The organism is Alteromonas sp. (assembly GCF_984505615.1).
In genome coordinates this window covers 1-21,259 of sequence record NZ_CFHOXV010000018.1, presented here as the reverse complement: position 1 = coordinate 21,259, position 21,259 = coordinate 1, and the positions used below count along the sequence as shown (strand labels likewise).

The following is a 21,259-nucleotide window of genomic DNA, read 5'->3' as shown; positions in this document are numbered from 1 at the left end:
GGTAAAATGCCGGCCACTTGTGATGGTCTGCCGGCGCTAGAGCAGAAACAGAGTACCCAGGCCAAGAAAGGCAACAAATCCGACAATATCGGTCACGGTGGTGAGGATTACCGAGCCGCTGAGCGCAGGGTCGATATTCAGCTTTTCCAGCAACACAGGCAGAAAGACACCGGCCAGTGCTGCTGACACGATGTTCACCAGAATTGCCAGACAAATCACCACGCCCAGCGCCGCATTTGAGAACCAGAAGGACGCCACTATGCCAATGATGATGGCCCAGATCACGCCGTTCAGACCGCCAACTTTAAGTTCTTTCATCATCAGGGCACGGAAGTTAGCTTTGGTGACCTGCCCCAGTGCCAGACCACGGACAATCAGTGTGAGCGTCTGGCTGCCGGCAATACCACCCATACTGGCAACCACCGGCATCAGCACCGCCAGTGCCACAACCTGTTGTAACGTGCCTTCAAACATACCGATAAACCAGGACGCCAGAAACGCTGTGAGCAGGTTGATACCCAACCAGAGTGCACGGTTGCGGGCACTCTTTGCGACAGGCGAGAATAAATCCTCGTCTTCATCCATACCGGCAGATGCCATCACCTGACGTTCGTAATTTTCATTCACCAGCTCACTGGCAGACGTAACATCCAGACGTCCCAGTAACTTATTGCTGTCATCCACCACCGGTAATGATGCAAAGCCCGAACGTTGTAATTGCAAAGAAGCCGCAGTGGTATCGTCGGTCCCCTTTAGTACAGGCATATTCTCAACCGTCAATTCCACCAGAGGCACATGCTCCGGCGCGCCGAACACTTTGGTTAGCTTTACCGCTGCTGAAAACTGACCGGAGCGGTTGGTCAGAAAAAGGGTGTCACAATGCCCCGGCACATTACGGCGGATGAGTCGCAATGCATCACGCACTTTTGCGTTGATAGGCAATACCAATTGTTCGTGGGAGAGCCAGTGACCGATTTCATCATCACTGAACTGTGTCGCTTCACGGAAGAATGCCTGTTGCTGGGTATCCAGTGCTTTAAACGCGAGATCAATCAACCGTGACGGCAGTGAATCCATCAGTTCCAGCAGTGATTCGGCTTCGATGTCGGCAAACATCAGTGACCATTCACTGTCAGGCGTGGCGTCGATGAGGATTTCCCGCGGATCGCTACGCATCTCTACCAGCACGTCGATTTTTCTGTCCCGGGGCAAGCCTTCCCAGGTGGCAATCCGGTGCTCTACCGGTAACGATTCGAGGACTGTTGCAACGGAAACATCGTCTTCACTGGCCAGTGTGGTTAATACGGCAGCGGGATCGTCGTTTTGCGCCTCTGATACGAGTTCTTCAATCAGATCGGGTAACGGTTCAGCCATATTACTCTCCTTCACATTCGATGCTGCTGATGTTAGCTTTTTTTTCCGCTAACACAACAACATATAGCAAACTGTACTGCAAATGCCGTGAACACTTGCGCGAAAACACGTAAAATCCCCCGGCAATGACGATTATCGAATCCCCCACCCCTGAAAAATTGCCGGAAAGCGATACTGCGACACCGCTTGAAGTGCTGTCGAAGGTATTCGGCTACAACAAATTCAGAGACGGCCAGGAAGCCGTTATCAATGCGGTGGTTGATGGCCGGGATGCTCTGGTGTTATTACCTACAGGCGGCGGCAAATCCCTTTGTTACCAAATCCCTGCGCTTGTTAGAGAAGGGGTTGCGGTAGTAGTTTCTCCGTTGATTTCACTGATGCAGGATCAGGTCGAACAACTGCGGGAAGCCGGGGTGAGTGCTGCGTACATTAACTCCACACAGGATCAGGAACAGCAGCAATCAGTACTCAGCCGCATTACCGGGTGCACGTTGCAACTGTTATACGTCTCGCCGGAAAAATTGCTCACTCCCTGGCTGATGTCTTTTCTGCAGTCGCAAACGGTTTCACTGTTTGCCGTGGATGAAGCGCACTGCGTGTCTCACTGGGGTCATGACTTCAGACAGGATTACCGAGCTCTCGGTCTGCTGAAACAACGCTTTCCTTCTATTCCGGTAATCGGATTAACCGCCACGGCAGATGCAGCTACACAAGCCGATATTCTGGTGCAGCTCAATCTGCAGGATCCGTTTGTGTACAAAGGCAGCTTCGACCGGCCGAATATCCGCTACCGTGTCATGCCCAAATATAAAGCCTTTGACCAGGTTCGTGATTACGTAAAACAGCAGGATGGCAGCGGTATTATTTACTGCAACAGCCGCGCGAAAGTGGACGACCTTCATGCAAAACTACACCGTGAAGGCATCAGCTGTGCCGCCTATCATGCCGGTAAAGATGCAGACGAGCGGGAATATGTTCAGCGCCGTTTCCTGAATGATCAGGTGGACATAGTCATTGCCACTGTGGCCTTCGGCATGGGCATTAACAAATCTAACGTGCGGTACGTGGTACACCATGATGTACCGCGAAGTATCGAAAATTACTATCAGGAAACAGGCCGCGCCGGACGTGACGGACTGGAGTCTGAAGCCATGTTGTTGTTCGATGAAAAGGATGCCGCCAGGGTACGCCAGTGGATTGAGCAGGGAGAAGCAACGGACCGGCTGGATGTGGAGATTCAAAAGTTTGCGTCAATGGAAGCATTTGCCGAAGCGCAAACCTGTCGCCGTCAGGTGCTGCTGAATTACTTTTCTCAGTACAGTGATACCGCCTGTGGCAACTGCGATATATGCATTGACCCGCCGAAGCTGATTGACGGGCTGGTTATCGCCCAGAAAATCCTGTCCTGTATTTTACGCCTGAATCAGCAGGCCGGTTCGCAGTATGTTATCGACGTGATACGGGGCAAGGCACTGAAGCGCATTCAGGAAGCCGGCCACCACCAGCTCAGCACCTATGGCATTGGTAAAGAAAAGCCTGACGGATACTGGCACAGTATGATTAACCAATTAATCCATAAAGGTCTGGTGAGAGTCGATTTAACCGCCGGTGCCATGCTCAGACTAAACGAGAATGCCCGTTCTGTACTTAAAGGGGAAGTCCCTCTTGAACTGGCAGTGCCGAGGCTCAGCTTTAAACCTGACGCACGGGTAAGTAAAGCGCCCGCTGTTTACGATAAGGCACTGTTCAAGCGCCTTAAGCATTTGCGTAAATCACTGGCTGAAGAGCACAGCGTACCGCCTTACGTTATTTTCAGTGATGCAACGCTGGCAGATATGGCGGCGAAAACCCCGACTACGGTTAACGATTTCCTGGATATCAGCGGCGTGGGTAAAACCAAACTGGAACGCTATGGTGAAGCGTTCCTGCAGATGATAAATGACTATCTGGAAAGTACTCTGAACGACTGAGCCGGCACACCGTTACGTCTGAAATCTCAGGCGTAGTCGTACTCACCGCCTTTTTCCAGCGCCCGCTGATAGGCAGGCCGGTCATGAATTTTTTTCACCCACGCCTTAATCGCCGGATAATTATCAGCCTGCCCCATGGCAACCAGTGTTTCCAACGGAAACAGCATCTGCACATCAGCGCCGGTGAGTTCCGTACCTGCGAACCAGGCATGATTCTGCAGATGAGATTCCGTGAATTTTAAACTCTGGATAAGATTCGGCTTGTAGTAAGCGTCCATAATGCCGTCGAGGATTTTTTTCGCCAGTGGTCTTAACAGTGCCGGTACTTTCTGTTTTGCTTTTGAGAACACTAGCATCGCCACTCTGGGAGGCATCAGCGATCCCTCAGCAAAATGCAGCCAGAACAGATATTGCTGGTAGCTACTTTCTTCCTCCGGCACAGCAAATGCGCCATTTCCGTAATGCCGCACCACGTATTCAACAATGGCACCGGACTCTGCCAGAGACACATTCTCAGTGGTCAGAACCGGTGAACGGCCAAGTGGATGAACAGCCTTCAGCTCCACCGGCGCAAGACCCGTCTTCGCATCCCGCTGGTATTTCTCCAGTTTGTACTCAACATTCAGTTCCTCCAGTAACCAGAGTAACCGTTGCGACCGCGAATTATTTAAATGATGAATCGTTAACACGTCTCAATACTCCTTGTTGAGTGGGATTGCCGTGGTTAGTGGGATTATTATTGATTACGCTCTCTTCCGGGGCTGAGTTTATAATTAATTTTTAGTAATCTACATAGCCTGATGTCAACTGGAAATCAGTATCAAAACACATCAGACTAATTTTCCCGAATTTCTTAAGGCCCCCATGAAGCTTACTCACAGTTATGCCAGCGCACTGTCATCCATGGTTTCCCCTGTAAAACCAGCAGTGCTTAAGCAACAACAATTGCGCCTGGTGAACCGGCCACTGGCGGCACAATTAGGCCTGCCTGAGGCATGGTGGACAGATAATCACATTACCACGTTACTGGCGGATGAAAGCTCAGCACTTTGCGAAAGCGCAGTGGCTCAGAAATATGGTGGTCATCAGTTTGGCCAGTGGAACCCTTTTCTTGGCGACGGCCGCGGCTTACTGCTGGCAGAAGCGGTGGATACAGAAGGCAAAGTAACAGACCTGCACCTCAAAGGCGCCGGTCCGACACCTTATTCCAGAGGCGCAGACGGCCGCGCGGTATTACGCTCAACGATCCGCGAATATATTGGCGGCGAAGCATTGCATGCCCTTGGTATTCCCTCATCACGAAGTTTGTGTCTCTTCAGCAGCGCAGAAACCGTTTTCCGGGAGCAGCCGGAACAGGGAGCGATGATGATCCGCACCTGCCCCAGCCATCTGCGCTTCGGGCATTTTGAATACTTCTTCCACAGCGGCGAAAAAGACAAGCTCAATGCACTGTTTGACTACACTCTGGCAACGCATTTTCCGGAATGCCTGGATGCTGCAAATCCTCATCTTGCCCTGCTGACGGCCATCACTTTACGTACCGCACGGCTGATTGCGTTGTGGCAAACTCACGGTTTTGTCCATGGCGTAATGAATACCGACAACATGTCTGTGCACGGGATTACCTTTGATTACGGGCCCTACGCATTTATGGACGGGTTTAAGGCTGATGCCGTCTTTAACCACTCTGACCATCAGGGACGCTACGCATTTGATCAGCAACCTGGTATTGGCCTGTGGAATCTGAATGTACTGGCGCATTGCTTTTCTGACCACTGCTCCGTTGATGAAATCCGCTCTGCTCTGCAACGCTACGAACCGGCGTTTATTAACCAGTTCGGCGATGCGATGTGCCGGCGGATGGGACTGGACAGCGCTTCCCCCTCATCCATGCCAGTCGTTAATCAGTGGCTTAATATGCTGGAACAGCAACAGTCTGACTATATTTATTCTTTCAGAAAGTTGGCACTTACAAACCTTTCAGATATTAGCTGTCCGCTACGTGATGATTTTGCTGATCGTGAGACGTTTGATAACTGGTGGCAAAATTACCGTTCATTACGATTTGAACAGTCGACGCAGCCTGAGGATATCCGCCCGTTTAATCCGGCGGTGATCCCGCGAACCCATCTTCTACAACAAGCCATTGAAGATGCAGAAAGCGGCGACTTTACAACCTGTGAGCAATTGCTGGAGGCATGTACTTCGCCCTTCGATACGCGATGGGACTGCCACCCTTTCAGTACACCATCAAAACAAACCCGCGGAGGTATGCTGTCGTGCAGCAGTTAACAGCAGAAGCTCTGAAACAACAAGCCAAAAGGCAGGACGAACTTATTTTACTGGCGTTTCCCCTGCCTGATACACCGGCCAGAGCAACCCAATTTGCTAACCGGTTAGGTGCACTACTGGATGCTGTGCCCCAGCCTCCTGAATGGGGCGCAGATCGTATGCAGGTCATTTATTCTGCGGGAGAGTTACGTTTTCTTCTTTGCATTGAATGGTTATGTGATGCCATGTGGCTGGAGCCCGCTGGCGGCGTCGCGAGTAATACAGACACTTTATGGCAGCACATCAACTCAAAATAGGATTCGTGATCCTGCAAGGTTTGTATTAGTATAAAAAACAATCAAAACAAGATGGTGCGAGCAGGGAATGAGACGTGCTGAGCGGGCGGGAGCCGGCAATTTTTTTGTCACAGTGTTACTGATAATAACCGGGCTGTTGTTCAGTCCGCTGTGCAGTATCGCCGCCGATAAACTTCTTTCCCGCGATTTTGTGTCAGTCAACCTGAATGCCGAAGTACCGGTTTATGTTGCCGGCGACAACCTCACTCCCTCAGAAGCTCTACAGAACCGCTCAAACCTGCCTGTCAGCGATTCATTGATGCCCCTTGAGGATGGCGAGGCGTTATGGCAGTTCATTGATGTCCATTCCGTTCTCGACCGTGCGTCGTCACTGGTAGTCAGTATTGAAAAGCCCGGCGTTGATGAGGCCGGTGTCTACACGCTGGACGCCCGTGGCAACCTGCTAAGCGCCACGGTTTTAACCGCATCTGAACCGGCAGCAGAGTATTACCGGCAGGGCGCACTGGTTATTCCTGTAACCTTACAGGCCGGTGTCACTACCACACTGGCTGTCAGGTTGAAAGATCATGGCTTCCGCGCATTTCCGGTGTATTTATGGGACACCCAAAAGCTGGCGGAGCGGCAACAAAATAATTTACTTCTTTTCGGCCTTACCACAGGTTCACTGACCGTGCTGTTCGGCTATTTCTTGCTGACCTGGTTGTATAAACAAACCCGCAGCAGATTCTGGCTGTCAGCACTGGCCGCAAATTGCCTGTTGATTCTGGTATGGGTACAAGGGGAACTGGTTATTACCAGCGGCCTGCAACAACACTTTGAAATTATATTCACTCTGCTGATGCTGATGGTGTGTTTTGTTCTTTTGAAGCTGACCCGCCACTTCTTCACCCGTGTGCCTCAGCGTGTCCATCTTCTCCAAAGTATCGCCCTTGGCGCACTGGCTATTGCCGCACTGGCATTAGGTAATCCGTTCTTCACGTTCAGTACAGGCTGCTTTGCAATGCCTGTGTTTACCACTCTGTTTGCCCTTGAAGCACTGATATATCGCGATCGCCGTATTCCGTCCCTCACCTTCATATACCTGCTGGCCTGGGGGCTGTTCATGGTGGCGTTTACCCATTGTTTTTCTAACATGGTAAACGGGATATCTTTTGACGATGTGTCACCGGTCCCGGAAATCCTTATCGTGGTGCTGTCGGTGATGGCACTGGGAATTGGTGCTGAAATACAAGAGCGCACGGTGAGTGATGATCAGCTCTCTACCCAGCGCCGCCGGATATCTGATCTCCAGCGCTTTTACGACCTGTTCCGCACTGCCGCAGAAGGGCTGTATACCTCTACCCTTGATGGCAAGCTCAAAACGGTCAACCCTGCTATGTGTGCCGTATTTGGCTATGACAGTGAAGGGGATATGCTCAAATCTGTCACCAACACAGCCACCTTCTATGCCGATGAAAATGACCGTAAAGCCCTGGTCGCCGAGTTGCTTGAGAAAAATGTGATTCTGGGAAAAGAAATCCGCGGTACCCGGGCTGATGGCAGTGAGTTCTGGTTTTCTCTTTCCTGTCAGTTAAAACGGGAAAGTGACGATATTTATCTTTACGGTTCGGTATTTGACATCACCAGCCGCAAAGAAATGGACTTAAGCCTGCAATACCTCGCCAGCCACGATTCCCTCACCGGCGCGATGAACCGCAGAGAGTTTGAATTGCAACTGGCCAGCGCGATGCAGGCACGTACAGAAAACTCTCCGCCAGTTATCCTGCAATATCTTGATCTGGACAGATTTAAAACAGTTAACGATACCTGCGGTCATAAAGCAGGTGACAGACTCATTAAAGAAATTGCCAGCCTGCTGAAATCCACATTAGGCAACCGGGGCCTGCTGGCCAGGCTGGGAGGCGATGAATTTGCGGCGTTATACACAACCGAAACTGAAGAATCAGCATTCTTGTGTGGTAACAAGATGCTGAATGCGGTGCAGGCTTACCGGTTTGTCTGGGATAACCAGGTATACAACCTGGGGGTCAGTATCGGTATGGTGAACAGCGATCAAATTGATGCCAGTGCGGAGCATCTGTTAAGTCTGGCAGATAATGCCTGCTATATGGCCAAGCGGAACGGCAGAAATTGCATACATCAGTTAAAAGGTAATGACGAGGCGCTGCAACGTTATACCGAAGAACTCGACTGGGTGAAGCGCATTCAGTCTGCCCTGCAATCCGGTGGCTTCGAACTTTATTACCAGCCGCTCATGCCTCTGCAAACGGAAGCCGGCGGTGATTACTTTGAAATTCTTGTGCGCATGAAAGGAGACCGGGGTCAGATATACGAACCGGCGGCATTCCTGCCAACAGCGGAAAGATACGACCTTTCTCCCCTCATTGACCAGTGGGTTGTTACCCATACGCTCAACTGGCTGGGAGCGCATCCCGTTCAACTGGCTAACCTTGCCCAGTGCAATATTAATTTGTGCGGCACGGCACTGGCAGATGAAAATCTAAAACTGCAAATCCTGAAAGCCTTTGAGCAACACAATGTGCCTTACAGTAAAATTTGTTTTGAAATTACTGAAACGGCCGCCATCGTGCAGATGGACAGAACATTAGAATTTATCCGCACCTTTAAACAGTTAGGCTGTAAATTTGCCCTTGATGATTTTGGTACCGGATTCTCGTCCTACGGCTATTTACGGGATTTGCCGGTTAACTGCGTGAAAATTGATGGCAGCTTTGTTCAGGACATGCATACCAGTCCGGTGAATAAGGTACTGGTGTCGTCTATCAATGATGTGGCCAAGGCCATTGGCATGTCGACAGTCGGCGAATACGTAGAAAGCGCGCTGGCGATGGAATCCCTGCGTGCCATTGGTGTGGATTTCGCTCAGGGCTTTGCAATTGCCCACCCCGCTCCGCTGGATAATTTTGTCAGGTTGTAACTGTCAGCACTATTTCATAAACAATTGCTATAATATCACACTCACTATCTTGTAAAATGTCACATCATCCCCACATTACCGTGGATGTAATAGCAGGCATAGAAGTGCAATGACCAGTAAGCAACCTAAATACGAATATATCAGTTCCGCCAAACTCCCTACCCGTATGGGTGAATTCCGCATTCACGGCTTTGTTGAATTAAGCGGACAGGAACATGTGGCATTATCTTACGGCTCGTGGAAAGAAAGCGACACCGTGCCGATTCGTATTCATTCAGAATGCCTTACCGGTGATGCTTTATTCAGTACACGTTGCGATTGTGGCTTCCAACTGGAAAAGGCCATGCAGAATATTGTCGACCACGGTTTCGGCGTGATTCTGTATTTGCGCCAGGAAGGCCGCGGCATTGGCCTGTTGAATAAAATACGCGCTTACAACCTGCAGGACAGCGGCATGGATACCGTAGAAGCGAATGAGCATCTGGGTTTTGATGCAGATTTACGCAGCTACGATATCTGTAAACTCATGCTGGACACACTGAAAATCGGCAAAGTGGAGCTGATGACGAATAATCCGCGCAAACTGAAAGCGCTGGAAGACTTAGGCATCGAAATTGTTGCCAGAAAGCCTATCGATCACGGCATGACCAAAGACAACAAACATTACCTGAAAACAAAAACCGAAAAGCTCGGCCACGTTTTCGACCCCTACATGTTCAAATAATTCTGACAAACCTGAACCACCCGTAACGGGTTGGTTCAGGTTTGGTTAATGTATAACCGGCTATAACGTTTCATATACTGACTACATTCCGTGATATTTTGCGGAATAACGGAGTGACTATGAAACCTGTTACCTTTGCCGTTATCGCTTCTCTGGCTGCCGGAGCCCTTGTACTGCCGTCCACAGCACTCAGTGCTGAAACACAGCAGATACAGCAGCAGAATGCGACCTATACCGATGCTGAACTCGACAGTTTGCTGGCGCCGGTTGCCCTCTATCCGGACACCATTCTTACTCACATTCTCATTGCATCCACTTATCCTCTGGAAGTGGTGGCTGCTGACCGCTGGCGTCAGGCTCATGCAGAAATGGACAGTGAGGAAGTGGAAGACGCAATTGAAGATTTCAACTGGGATCCCAGCGTTAAAGCAATCGTACCTTTCAGCGACATACTGCATACTTTAAGCAATGATCTCGACTGGCTACAGGCCCTTGGCGACAATGTACTAATCAGTCAAAGCCGTGTACTGGCCAGAGTTCAGGTATTGCGCCAGCACGCACTGAATGCCGGCACATTGACGGACAATGAATATCAGCGCATTGAGCGTGACCGCGAAGTGATTGTTATTGAACCGGTACGCAAAGAGATTGTGTATGTTCCCTACTACGATACGCGGGTGGTTTACGGCAGCTGGTGGCATCCGGCCATCGCGCCTGTGTACTGGCACCATCCGGTTCACTACCATCAAACCGCGTCTTTCTACTGGAATCCCGGGATCCGGCTGTCTACCACTTTCTATTTCGGTGGTATCAGCTGGCACGACCGCCATGTGATTGTCACCCGCCGGCCGGTGAAGCGCTTTTACTATGGTAGTGACATCAAGCGGTCTTACAGCCGCGATTATCAGCCGTGGCAACATAGTGCAGAGCACCGCCGGGTGCGCTATTCAGACCGCGTGGTCAGCACGAAGAACACGCGTTACGTTAATGATGCGCGGCCTGTGAGGCATAAAGTGGACTACAACAGTTCTCTCCGCAGCGCGCCTGCAGTAGTAAGCCGCTCTGTTGTTAACAGACAGGAGCCGGTCAGTCAGAAACATGTGAAACAGTATACCGGCAATGAAACAGTTAAGCGCAGTACTCCGGACAAACAATACCGTCAAATTGAGCCACGGGCCAAAAGGCTGGAAACTAACAACATTGTACGCCAGTCACCGGACGTAAAACGCTACACGCAGCCGGTACAGCAGGACCGTCAGGTTAAACAGTACAGGGCTCAGAACAGTTATAACGCACAGGGAAATGGCAGAGACGCAGCCGCGAGCAGAAATCAGTATGCGGGGAAAAATAATGTCTCCCGCCAACAACCTGCTCCACGGCCGCAATATCATCAGCAAAGCCGGGAGAAAGTAAGTAACGGCGCAAGAATGCGGGACAAAGATTAACGCCGCGTTTTAGTAAGAAGGGCTCAGTCCGGCTGCAGCCCTTTTTTGTTTCCTTCAGCCTTTACCGTGACGGCTTACAAACACATCAACAAAACGGGCGGCGGAGGATTCATCAATATTAAAATAGAGCGATGGCTCAATGAGCTCCAGCTCCATAATTGCCCAGCCTGTATCAGTCCGGATGAGGTCGACTCTCGCATACAGATAGCTGTCAGGCATAGCATTGAGTGCTGCTTCACAAACACTTAGCATGTCAGCATCCGGGGTAAAAGCGGATAACCTGCCACCGTGTTCTTCCTGCACCCTGAAGTCGCCCGCCTTTGGTTGCTTTAATAACGTGTGACTGTACTGCCCGCCAAAGTAAAAGAGTGAGTACTCACCCTCGCCGGTAACACTTTGTAAAAAAGGCTGCACCATCAACTTGCGGTTGTGAAAAAGCTCATTCAGTTGAGCGGTGTAGTCTGCTGCATCACCACGATGTATGCGAAACGTATCGTCAGCATTTGCGCTCAGCGCCGGTTTGATCACCAGTTCGTCTGTTTTGAATACTTCAAATTGCTTAACAAACCAGTCTGCCGAAAATGAGTCTGCCCAACTTGTGGACACTACCGGTACGCCCTGACTTTCCAGTGCCTGCAGATACGTTTTTTCAATGTTCCACTTCATGAGTGACAAGGGGTTGTGAAGCGTGGCCTGTGAAGCTTCAATGCGCTCAAGGCACGCAATAAATCCATCTGGATCCTGCTGATAATCCCAGGGACTTCTCACAATCACATGGCTAAATCTGTTCCAGTCCACGGATTCATCCCGCCAGGCAACGGTTTCAACATCGTAGCCATGTGCATTGAAATGAGGGATAAGCATTTCATCGTAAACGAAGAAATCTTCAAGGGCCGACGTGTCCATTGAAAGAAAAGCAATCACAGACATAACTACTCCGTCCGGACAGATTAAAATTCGATAACCAACTGACCACTTTCCACCCGCATATCCCGTGGCAAACGGTTACCCAGTATGGACAGGTTCAGATCTTTAAAATTCACCAGCAGGATAACCGGTGCGGACTGCCCTTTAAGCTGTTCAGCCCAGCGCAGGATGTCCTTCTCGTTATCCAGTGTGCTGCTCAACACGTTAAAATCATCCAGTTTGGGCCGGATGATTTGCAACTCGCCTTTACTGCCGTCATAAAACAGTTCACCACTTAATCTGGCTGCCGCTTCCATCTTCTGACCGCCCTGCGTACCCAGCAAATTCACTTCTACAGCCACGTTATTATTGGCTTGCAGAAACAATGACGGATCGCTGATAACAACCTTCATATCCTGGTAATACTGTGTTTGCGGAAAGGTCATCCGCACAACCTGATTCAGATCCTGCTGAGACAAACGAAACGTAAATGCCTGTGCCTGCGTAACAAAAAACATCATTGCTACAGTTAAGGCAAAGGAGAAACGGGTTAGATTACGCATAAGACCTCGTGGTAAATTTAGCTCGCGCTACTTTAACACAGACACAAAAATTAACGCAGCACAGGGAGCCCATATTATGACGGGTACAGCATTTTTAACCGCCTATATTATTTCAGCAGACGGCCACGCCCGGGCGCTTGAGCAAAACGAGCTGACGAAGCCCTGTCAGCCTGATGAATATAAATGGGTGCACGTACAAAGTGACGCCCCGGACTCAGCGACTATTCTGGCAGATTTATCAGTAACCAGTGCCATCAGTGATGCGCTGTGCGCACCTGAAACCCGCCCGAGGGCTATGCAGCTGGATCATGGCGTACTGATATACCTCAGGGGAATCAATAAAAACCCCGATGCTGACCCGGAAGATATGGTGTCGTTACGGATCTGGTGTGAGAAAAACCTTATTGTCACTGCCCGCAGGAAAGACCGCCGCCTGCTATCGGTTCAAAATCTTCAGGACGATGTGACATCTGGCAATGCGCCCACCTCCCCGTCAGATTTGCTTCTCGACCTGGTGATGCGTATTGCTGATCGTATTCACGACGCTGTTGACGAAATTGATGAAGCACTGATCGCTTTTGAAGAGGATATTTCACTGAACAAACAGGACCGTCAAAGTCTCGCAGACCTGCGCCGGCAGGCAGCGACAATCCGGCGCTTTCTGGCACCACAGCGGGACGCGCTGGACACCCTGTTTCGTTTCTCAGGATTTCTGGAGCAAGACCAGGCATTCTTTTTACGTGAACAAACTGACCGCATAGCCCGCTACGTCGAGGACCTTGATTTAGCCCGCGAACGGGCTGTTGTTCTGCAAGACGAGTTGAGAAACCGGATTGCTGACCAGCAAGGAATGCGAATGTATGTGCTGTCTATGGTCACCGCCATCTTCCTGCCTCTGTCTTTTCTTACCGGTGTATTCGGCATGAACGTGGCCGGACTACCGGGGACAGAATCTCCGGACGCGTTTACCCTGTTGATGAGTGCAATGGGCGGACTGGCCGTGGTTATGCTGATTGCGATGCTGTGGAAGCGGTGGCTGTAATACAAACAATATAAGCGACAATTGCGCCTGATTAGACAAAAGTGCCATGGAGCAGTACACATATGCGTACTATGCTATGCGTTAATTTGATCTGGCGCACATCGTTGACAGAAAGTTGACCTATACTCAGTGCGTAGATAGTTACATTGAGGACGCACCATGCAATATCCCTGGATTCTTGACGGTCACAGAATCTTTCGCATTATATTGCCCGTACAGTTTGCGCTTGCAGTAGCCATCGGTTTTTACACCGGCGAACTGTTACCCGCCTTTATGTTCGGTTTACCTATTATTGCGCTACCGCTGTTTTTCAGTTTTACCCAACCGGGCTCTCTGTTAAGCCGGGCGACAATCGCCATTGCCGTGCAGTTGATGACAGCACTGCACATTAACCAGACCTTTGGCCTCATTGAGTGGCACTTCGAAATATTCGTTCTTCTGGCCATCCTTGTTGTATTCCGGGACTGGCTGGTAATTGGCATTGCCACCGCCGTTGTAGCGGTTCATCACATCGGCTTCTTCGTTCTGCAGACTCAGGGAGCGGGTGTTTTCATTTTTGAAGAAGGGCACATCACTTTCTTCATTCTGGTTTTACATGCACTGTTCGCTATTGCTGAATGTGTGGCGCTTATGTATGTTGCCAAACGCTCCCACGACGAAGGCGTCAATGCGTTTGCCCTCAGTAACACAGTGTCTCAGGTTCTCGCACAAAGGGACCGCATTGACCTGACTATTAAAATCCCGCAGGACAACAAAGGCATCAGTCAGTTTGCTGATTTGCTCATGCAAATTAAGTCTCTGGTGGCCAACGCCCGCCAGTTAACTGACAAAGTGGCCTCGTCCAGTGAAGTGATAAAGTCAGCCACGGTAGAACTGAGCCGTACCAGTGCCGAAAGTGCCAATGAGGTCAGCAGCGTTTCATCCGCTTCTGAAGAAATTGCAGTGTCGATGCAGCTGACGACAGAAAGAACCCAGCTTGCCAACGATAAAACCAGTCAGGCCTCCTCACTCACCGGCGATTCCAAGCAGGCCATAGATGCAACGGCAAACTCCATCGCTTCGCTTAAGAGCGTGCTGACTCAGGCAGCAAAAACCAATGCCGAACTCAATGAACGGTGCAGTAACATTTCAGATGCCATGCGCTCTATCACCGCGGTAGCCGAGCAAACAAACCTGCTGGCACTGAACGCGGCAATTGAGTCCGCCCGTGCCGGCGAACATGGTCGCGGTTTCGCTGTGGTAGCAGACGAAGTTCGCACGTTGGCAATCCGCTCGAAAGAAAGTGCGGATGAAATCACTACGATTACCGAACAGTTAGTTGCCAGCACCGCCAGCTCCGTGGAGCAGATGCAGACCTGTATTACGCTGGTAGACAAAGCCGTAGAAGATTCATCCAATGCCAGCTCAGCCATGTCTGAAATTGAAGGACAAATTACGTCGGCCTCTGAGCACATGACTGAAGTGGCAAGTTCTGCCGTTGAACAGGAAGCCGCTTCCCAGTCTATTGCGGAAAGTACGGCGAAAATGCACGAACTGTCTCAGGAAGAAGCCGCCACAGCAGCGCAACTTGAGCAACAGGTAGTACAACTTTCTTCACTGTGCAGGGACATGCAGGCAGCCATACAGAAATTCAGCGTATGATGAAGGGCAAAGCCAGCTGGCTGTTGATGATTGTCTGGCTTTGCGTACTAATGACCGGTCTGTTGGTATACGGCGGGAATCAGACAGTCCCTTTTGATCCCGATCTTACCCTCACATCCGCCTCGCAGGACAAAGACTTCGACACACGTTTTGTTTCTGAAATGGCAAAGGCCGGCATCACTCCCGGCACCATCGTCCATTTCGAGGCAGACACACCCTGCTTCTGCAATTCCCTGAGCCGGCAGCATCAGAAAGAGCTGACAAACCTGCTGCAGGATAGCGGCTACAATTTTAAAACACTGAACATCAACGAATATTCTTCGCTCGCCGCTGAAATCCCCAGCTTTCCAGCCGTTGCCGTCATCGACAGTAAAAACCAGCTCCGGTATCTGGGTGCTTATGCAACAGGACTCGGCTGCTATACCGGCGATGATCTGGTCACCACTATCGCCGCAGAAGTACAGAAACCGGATTTCAACGGCGCCATGCTTAACATAGCCGGCGAAGGCTGCTATTGCGCAGTCAGAAGCTGACGGCGGGGTGGTTCGCAGAGCGGGGAGCAAAGTAACCCGCAAAACTCGCTGTAAATCCATCCCTGGAAGCTCGGCAGCCGCATCCATGCGGCTGACGGTTTTGCGGATTACTTTGCTCCCTGCGGCTCTTTACGAACACATGCCGTAGTAAGTTTTGCAGGCAACATCTCTCCCCGCACGCGAAAATGACCACCACGGTTAATCAGGCTTTACCGGTTTTGCGGGTTACTTTGCTCCCTGCGGCTCTATACGAACACATGCCGTAGTAAGTTTTGCAGGCAACACCTCACCCCGCACGCGAAAACGACCACCGATGCTAATCAGAATCACGCGCCGCCGGTTTCGTTGGCGTCGCCCTGTAAACCTTTGATGTGAGCGACAACAGAGCGGGCCAGGGCGCTGTGGTTGTAGCCACCTTCCAGTGTGCTCACGATTCTGCCGTGGCAACAGGCATCAGCGACTTTTCGCAGTTCTGCGGAGATCCACTTGTAGTCATCTTCCCGCAAGCGTAAGTGCGCCATGTGGTCTTCTGCATGGGCATCGAACCCCGCAGAAATCAGGATCAGCTCGGGTTTATAGTTCTTCAGTGCATCGAACCAGTAAGACACTTTTTCCCGGAATGCTTCACCCGTAGCTCCCGCGTCCAGTGGCACACCGAGAATGTTGCTGGCAGAAACCGGTGCGCCGCTATGGGGATAGAACGGGTGCTGGAACGATGAGCACATCATAATGCGCTCATCGCCGGCAATAATATTCTCCGTGCCGTTACCGTGGTGTACGTCAAAATCCACAATGGCTACCCGGCTTAAGTCATATTGTTTCAATGCGTAACGGGCGGCGACAGCAATATTGTTAAACAGGCAGAACCCCATGGCCGAGGCGTATTCTGCGTGGTGGCCGGGCGGGCGCACGGCACAAAATGCCTGCCGGTCTTCTCCGTCCATTACCCAGTCTACTGCGTCTATGCCTGCACCGGCAGCATACAGCGCAGCGCTCAGCGTAATGGGGGTCATACCGGTATCGTCTTCCACCCACACCAGACCCGTTTTCGGCGAGCGTTCAAAAATACTGTCGACATAGTAGGGGTCATGGGCTAAGACCAGATGTTCCTTTTTACAGGGTTTAGCATCGGCGTGCTGGCAGGTCATTTCCAGTCCTGACGCCAGTAACTGATCGTCGATGGCATACAAGCGGTCCGGCGACTCCGGATGGTCATGCCCCACATCATGATGCAGGCAGTCCTTGCCACGAAATATCCTCACTGTCACGCTTCATCCTCCAGTTTCAATTCCAGTTCAACATCGCTGGGATCACTGGAAAACAGGCGCTTAAAATTAGCATTCTCGAAAATCGCAATCATCGGCTTATTTTCAGCCCGCACATAGGCCAGCATGCGGCGCATCTTTCTTGCTTTGGCGATATCAATCAGGCGGGACAACAGCAACTTGGCCATGCCCTTCCCTTGCTGATTTTCACGGGTAACAAATGCCGCTTCGCAGGAATTATCTTCAGGATTAAAGTAGAACCGGCCCACTGCGTGAATCGTGATCCGCGAACCTTCCTGACGCACAATGCACAACGCCGCATCAGTGCGCTGATCCACACTCACCAGATTACAGGATTTCTCCCGTGACATTTGTTTAGGGTCATAGTTGTAACGCAGGCGCAGCGTCTCTTTCGTATGGGAATAGAAAAACTCCTGAAGACGGCGTTCATCTGCCGGATTCAGCGGCCGCAGATAATAGGTCTCACCCTGGATCACCAGCTTCTGTAACTGAATTGCGCCCAGTTCAGGAATATCCGTCGGGTACTTTTCCTGATAATGGGGCACCCAGTAATTCTTGCGGACTTCTTCCAGTAACTGACCCCGGAATTTCGGGTGCGCCACACGGATAAGCTCCATGGCGCGCTCGCGGATACTCTTGCCCCGCAAAGACGCCACGCCGTATTCCGTTACCACGTAGTGTACATTTCCCCGGCTGGTCACCACGCCCGCCCCCTCTGTGATACAGGGTTTTATACGGGATACCGTTTCGTTCTTTGCCGTAGAAGGCAAAGCAATGATGGGCTTGCCGCCTTTGCTCATAGACGCGCCACTGACAAAATCAACCTGTCCGCCAATGCCGCTGTAAAAATCGTAACCAATGGAATCAGCCACCACCTGTCCGGTGAGATCCACTTCAAGAGCGCTGTTTATGGCTACCATTTTGTCGTTTTTGGCGATATTGGTAGGCTTATTCACATAACTGCTGGGATAAAACTCAATATGCGGGTTATTATCAATGAAGTCATATAATTTGCGGGTACCGATAGCAAAACTGGTCACCACTTTGCCAGGGTGAAAAGTCTTCTTCCGGTTGGAAATCGCGCCGGATTCAATCACTTCAATAATACTGTCTGTGAGCATTTCACTGTGAATGCCCAGGTCTTTATGGTGCAGCAAGTATTTTAATGTGGCACTGGGAATCTTACCGATGCCGAATTGCAGGGTTGAGCCGTCTTCCACCAGCATCGCCACATATTGCCCAATCCTTTCAGTAATGCTGTCTATGGGTGGCGGGGCTACCTCAACCAGCTCCTGGTCCGCCTGAATACATGCAGTAATTTCACTGATGTGAATGTAGGAATGTCCTGATGTGCGGGGAACAGACTCATTGATTTGCGCAATCACAATATCGCAATGCCGGACTGCCGACATGCAGATATCCACCGATGCACCCAACGAGCAGTAACCGTGCTCATCCGGCGGACTCACGTTTACCAGCACCGCATCCAGTTGTAGTGTGCCGTCAGTAAACAGACTGGATATTTCAGATAAGAACACGGGCGTGTAGTCGGCCCTTCCTTCATCTACAGCACGACGCACTTCTTCGCCACCGATAAAAAAGGTGTTTACCTTAAACAGCTGCCGGTGTTGCTCCTTTGCCCAGCGCGTGTCGCCCAACGCCAGCATGTGCACCATTTCAATGTCACTGAAGCCTGTACTGTGATCGATAAGATCCTGAATGAGAGCATAAGGTACAGAGGCATTACCGCCTACAAATACACGACAGCCCGATTTGATGAGTTGGTTCCATACCGGTTTTGGAGGTAAAACCACAGCCATGTCAGCATTCTCCGCATCAATACGTTTTACAGCTTTAGCGGCATCTTGCCATATTCTGCTCTGAAGGTATTGATCGGAATTAATTTTTAAGACTAAAAGCGGACACGCAAGGCGTTTAAAAGGCGGGAAATAAAAACGCCGCCCTGCAGGCTGCAGGGCGGCGTCATTCAGAAGTGCTACGGATTACTCTTCTTCAGTGGCTTTCTTTGCGCCAAACCACTTCACGACCATCACATAGAACATAGGTACGAAGAAGATAGCAAGGAAAGTTGCCGCGAACATACCACCCATTACAGCGATACCGATAGCGTTCTGGCTTTCAGAGCCCGCGCCGGAGGAAATAGCCAGCGGCGTTACACCCAAGATGAAGGCCATGGACGTCATCAGGATAGGACGGAAACGTTGCCTGGCGGCAGTCGATACAGCTTCCATTAAATCCATGCCGTGCTCGTACTGTTCCTTAGCGAATTCCACAATCAGAATGGCGTTTTTCGCTGCCAGACCTACTGTGGTTAAGAACGCTACCTGCAGGTAAACGTCGTTCGGCAAACCGAATAACCAGGCCGCAACTACCGAACCCAGAATACCTAACGGTACTACCAGCATAACGGCGAATGGTACAGACCAGCTTTCATAAAGTGCAGCCAAACACAGGAATACCACCAGAATAGACAATGCATAAAGCATAGGCGCCTGCGAACCGGCGGCCTGTTCTTCATAAGACAAGCCGGACCATTCCAGACCGAAGCCCGGTGGTAACTGCTTCACCAGTTCCTGTGCCACGGCCATTGCCTCACCTGACGATACGCCCGGTGCGGGACTACCCTGAATATTCACAGCAGAGACACCGTTGAAACGTTCCAGTTTAGGCGAGCCGTAATTCCACTCCACTGTAGAGAACGCGCTGAACGCTACCATGTCACCATCACTGTTGCGCACGAACCATTTTTCCAGATCTTCAGGATCCATACGGTAAGCGGCGTCAGCCTGCATATACACACGCTTGATACGTCCGGCGTCAATGAAGTCATTCACGTAAGTAGAACCCCAGGCGATGCTGAGCGTGCTGTTAATATCACTGAGTGACAGGCCAAGTGCAGACGCTTTTTCACTGTCGATGTTAATCTTGAACTGAGGCACATCGCTCAGGCCATTCGGACGTACACCCACCAGCTTCGGATTCTGCGCCGCCATGCCCAGGAACTGGTTACGGGCATTCATCAGGGCTTCGTGGCCGTTACCGGCGCGATCGACCAGTTGGAAATCAAAGCCCGTTGCGTTACCCAGTTCACGGATTGGTGGCGGTAAAATCGGGAATGCCATGGCATCTTCGATTTGCCCCAGAGCACCGTAGGCCTGGTTAATAACGGTAAACGCACTGCTGGACTCGTCCCGTTTCTCCCAGTCGACCAGGTGAGCAAAGGCCATCCCTGAGTTCTGTGCAGCACCGGTGAAACTGAAGCCGACAATGGTAAACATGTCTTTCACCACATCGCCTTTGGTATCCAGGAAGAAATCTTCCACCGTCTTCATCGATTCCAGCGTACGGCCGGCAGTTGCGCCCGGAGGAGCATTAACCAGTACCATTACCCGCCCCTGATCTTCATCCGGTAAGAACGAGCCTGCCAGCTGACTGAAAATAAACGCCATGCCGCCAACCAGTACCACGTAAATCAGCAGGAAGCGTTTGATTTTACCCGCCATACCCACAGCCGCGCGCTCGTAGCCGTCACGACCTTTGTTGAAGTTACGGTTAAACCAGCCGAAGAAACCTGTTTCACGCTTGTTCATCACATCTTTTTTGCGCAGCAGTACGGCACACAAAGACGGGGACAAGATAATTGCCACCAGTACCGAGAAGGTCATGGCTGCAACAATAGTGATTGAGAACTGACGGTAAATCGAACCGGCAGAGCCGCTGAAGAAAGCCATCGGGATAAACACGGTGGAAAGCACCACAGCAATACCCACCAGCGCGCTGGTGATCTGTCCCATGGATTTGCGGGTTGCTTCCCTGGCAGAAAGCCCCTCTTCTTCCATGATACGTTCAACGTTTTCTACCACAACGATGGCATCATCCACCAGCAGACCGATAGCCAGAACCATAGCAAACATGGTCAGTACGTTAATGCTGTAGCCGAAGGCAAACAGAACCGCGAATGTTCCCATCAGTACCACAGGTACGGCAATAGTGGGAACCAGTGTCGCCCGCCAGTTTTGCAGGAACAGCAGCATCACGAAGAATACCAGTACAATGGCTTCCAGCAGGGTTTTAACCACTGATTCAATAGACAGTTTGATGAACGGCGAGCTGTCAACCGGATACACCACCTCAACACCGTCAGGCAGGTTCACTGCCATTTCTTCAACTTTCGCTTTTACCCGCTCAATGGTGTCCAGAGCGTTGGCACCGGTCGCCAGAGATACCG

At 50.9% G+C, this 21,259-nt stretch carries 16 protein-coding genes; 9 read left to right on the top strand and 7 right to left on the bottom strand.

All coding sequences use genetic code 11. The features are described 5' to 3' along the window. Positions 1–36: 36 nt before the first annotated feature. Positions 37–1,374, bottom strand: coding sequence for a magnesium transporter (locus AC4PME_RS11505; protein ID WP_491045977.1), 1,338 nt, complete (start codon positions 1,372–1,374; stop codon positions 37–39). A 125-nt stretch (positions 1,375–1,499) separates the two neighbouring features. Here AC4PME_RS11505 and recQ point away from each other — a divergent pair, with 125 nt between their 5' ends. Continuing rightward, positions 1,500–3,344, top strand: a complete 1,845-nt coding sequence (gene recQ, locus AC4PME_RS11500) for a DNA helicase RecQ (protein WP_491045978.1) — start codon at positions 1,500–1,502, stop codon at positions 3,342–3,344. A gap of 26 nt (positions 3,345–3,370) precedes the next feature. Here the strand turns inward: recQ and AC4PME_RS11495 are convergent, their stop codons facing one another. Further along, complete coding sequence (locus tag AC4PME_RS11495) at positions 3,371–4,033, bottom strand: glutathione S-transferase (protein ID WP_491045979.1); 663 nt, start codon at positions 4,031–4,033, stop codon at positions 3,371–3,373. A gap of 175 nt (positions 4,034–4,208) precedes the next feature. Here AC4PME_RS11495 and AC4PME_RS11490 point away from each other — a divergent pair, with 175 nt between their 5' ends. From AC4PME_RS11490 to AC4PME_RS11470, 5 genes are all read left to right on the top strand, one after another. After that, positions 4,209–5,636 carry a protein adenylyltransferase SelO gene (locus AC4PME_RS11490; RefSeq protein ID WP_491045980.1) on the top strand — a complete coding sequence of 476 codons (1,428 nt, stop codon included), beginning with the start codon at positions 4,209–4,211 and terminating at the stop codon, positions 5,634–5,636. After that, complete coding sequence (locus AC4PME_RS11485) at positions 5,624–5,932, top strand: hypothetical protein (protein ID WP_474843646.1); 309 nt, start codon at positions 5,624–5,626, stop codon at positions 5,930–5,932. The genes AC4PME_RS11490 and AC4PME_RS11485 overlap by 13 nt, the downstream gene beginning before the upstream one ends. Before the next feature lie 67 nt (positions 5,933–5,999). Next, complete coding sequence (locus AC4PME_RS11480) at positions 6,000–8,870, top strand: EAL domain-containing protein (RefSeq protein WP_491045981.1); 2,871 nt, start codon at positions 6,000–6,002, stop codon at positions 8,868–8,870. Positions 8,871–8,979: 109 nt separating this feature from the next. Beyond that, the gene (ribA, locus tag AC4PME_RS11475; RefSeq protein ID WP_491045982.1) at positions 8,980–9,594 is read left to right on the top strand and encodes a GTP cyclohydrolase II; all 615 of its coding nucleotides are present in this window, start codon (positions 8,980–8,982) and stop codon (positions 9,592–9,594) included. A gap of 119 nt (positions 9,595–9,713) precedes the next feature. Then, entirely contained in the window at positions 9,714–11,039 is a 1,326-nt protein-coding gene (locus AC4PME_RS11470) for a DUF3300 domain-containing protein (protein WP_491045983.1), read from the top strand. Between the two features lie 54 nt (positions 11,040–11,093). Here the strand turns inward: AC4PME_RS11470 and AC4PME_RS11465 are convergent, their stop codons facing one another. Both AC4PME_RS11465 and AC4PME_RS11460 read right to left on the bottom strand, forming a co-directional pair. Continuing rightward, positions 11,094–11,969 carry an ATP-grasp domain-containing protein gene (locus AC4PME_RS11465; RefSeq protein WP_491045984.1) on the bottom strand — a complete coding sequence of 292 codons (876 nt, stop codon included), beginning with the start codon at positions 11,967–11,969 and terminating at the stop codon, positions 11,094–11,096. Positions 11,970–11,989: 20 nt separating this feature from the next. Continuing rightward, positions 11,990–12,508, bottom strand: a complete 519-nt coding sequence (locus AC4PME_RS11460) for a YceB family lipoprotein (RefSeq protein WP_119499783.1) — start codon at positions 12,506–12,508, stop codon at positions 11,990–11,992. 76 nt (positions 12,509–12,584) lie between these two features. Between AC4PME_RS11460 and AC4PME_RS11455 the strand changes: the two genes are divergently transcribed. The 3 genes from AC4PME_RS11455 to AC4PME_RS11445 all read left to right on the top strand — a co-directional run bounded on the left by AC4PME_RS11455 (position 12,585) and on the right by AC4PME_RS11445 (position 15,724). Further along, positions 12,585–13,550: a zinc transporter ZntB gene (locus AC4PME_RS11455; protein WP_491045985.1), complete on the top strand. Its 966-nt coding sequence runs from the start codon at positions 12,585–12,587 to the stop codon at positions 13,548–13,550. Between the two features lie 159 nt (positions 13,551–13,709). Beyond that, on the top strand, positions 13,710–15,191 hold the full coding sequence (locus AC4PME_RS11450) for a methyl-accepting chemotaxis protein (RefSeq protein ID WP_491045986.1): 1,482 nt from the start codon (positions 13,710–13,712) through the stop codon (positions 15,189–15,191). After that, entirely contained in the window at positions 15,188–15,724 is a 537-nt protein-coding gene (locus tag AC4PME_RS11445) for a DUF6436 domain-containing protein (RefSeq protein WP_491529596.1), read from the top strand. Before AC4PME_RS11450 ends, AC4PME_RS11445 begins: the two co-directional genes overlap by 4 nt. 326 nt (positions 15,725–16,050) lie before the next feature. Here the strand turns inward: AC4PME_RS11445 and AC4PME_RS11440 are convergent, their stop codons facing one another. From AC4PME_RS11440 to AC4PME_RS11430, 3 genes are all read right to left on the bottom strand, one after another. After that, entirely contained in the window at positions 16,051–16,992 is a 942-nt protein-coding gene (locus AC4PME_RS11440) for a histone deacetylase family protein (RefSeq protein WP_349583351.1), read from the bottom strand. Continuing rightward, complete coding sequence (locus AC4PME_RS11435) at positions 16,989–18,830, bottom strand: GNAT family N-acetyltransferase (RefSeq protein WP_119503259.1); 1,842 nt, start codon at positions 18,828–18,830, stop codon at positions 16,989–16,991. The genes AC4PME_RS11440 and AC4PME_RS11435 overlap by 4 nt, the downstream gene beginning before the upstream one ends. Before the next feature lie 183 nt (positions 18,831–19,013). Continuing rightward, positions 19,014–21,259, bottom strand: a 2,246-nt coding sequence (locus AC4PME_RS11430) for an efflux RND transporter permease subunit (protein WP_491529595.1), incomplete at its 5' end; no start/stop codon positions are given.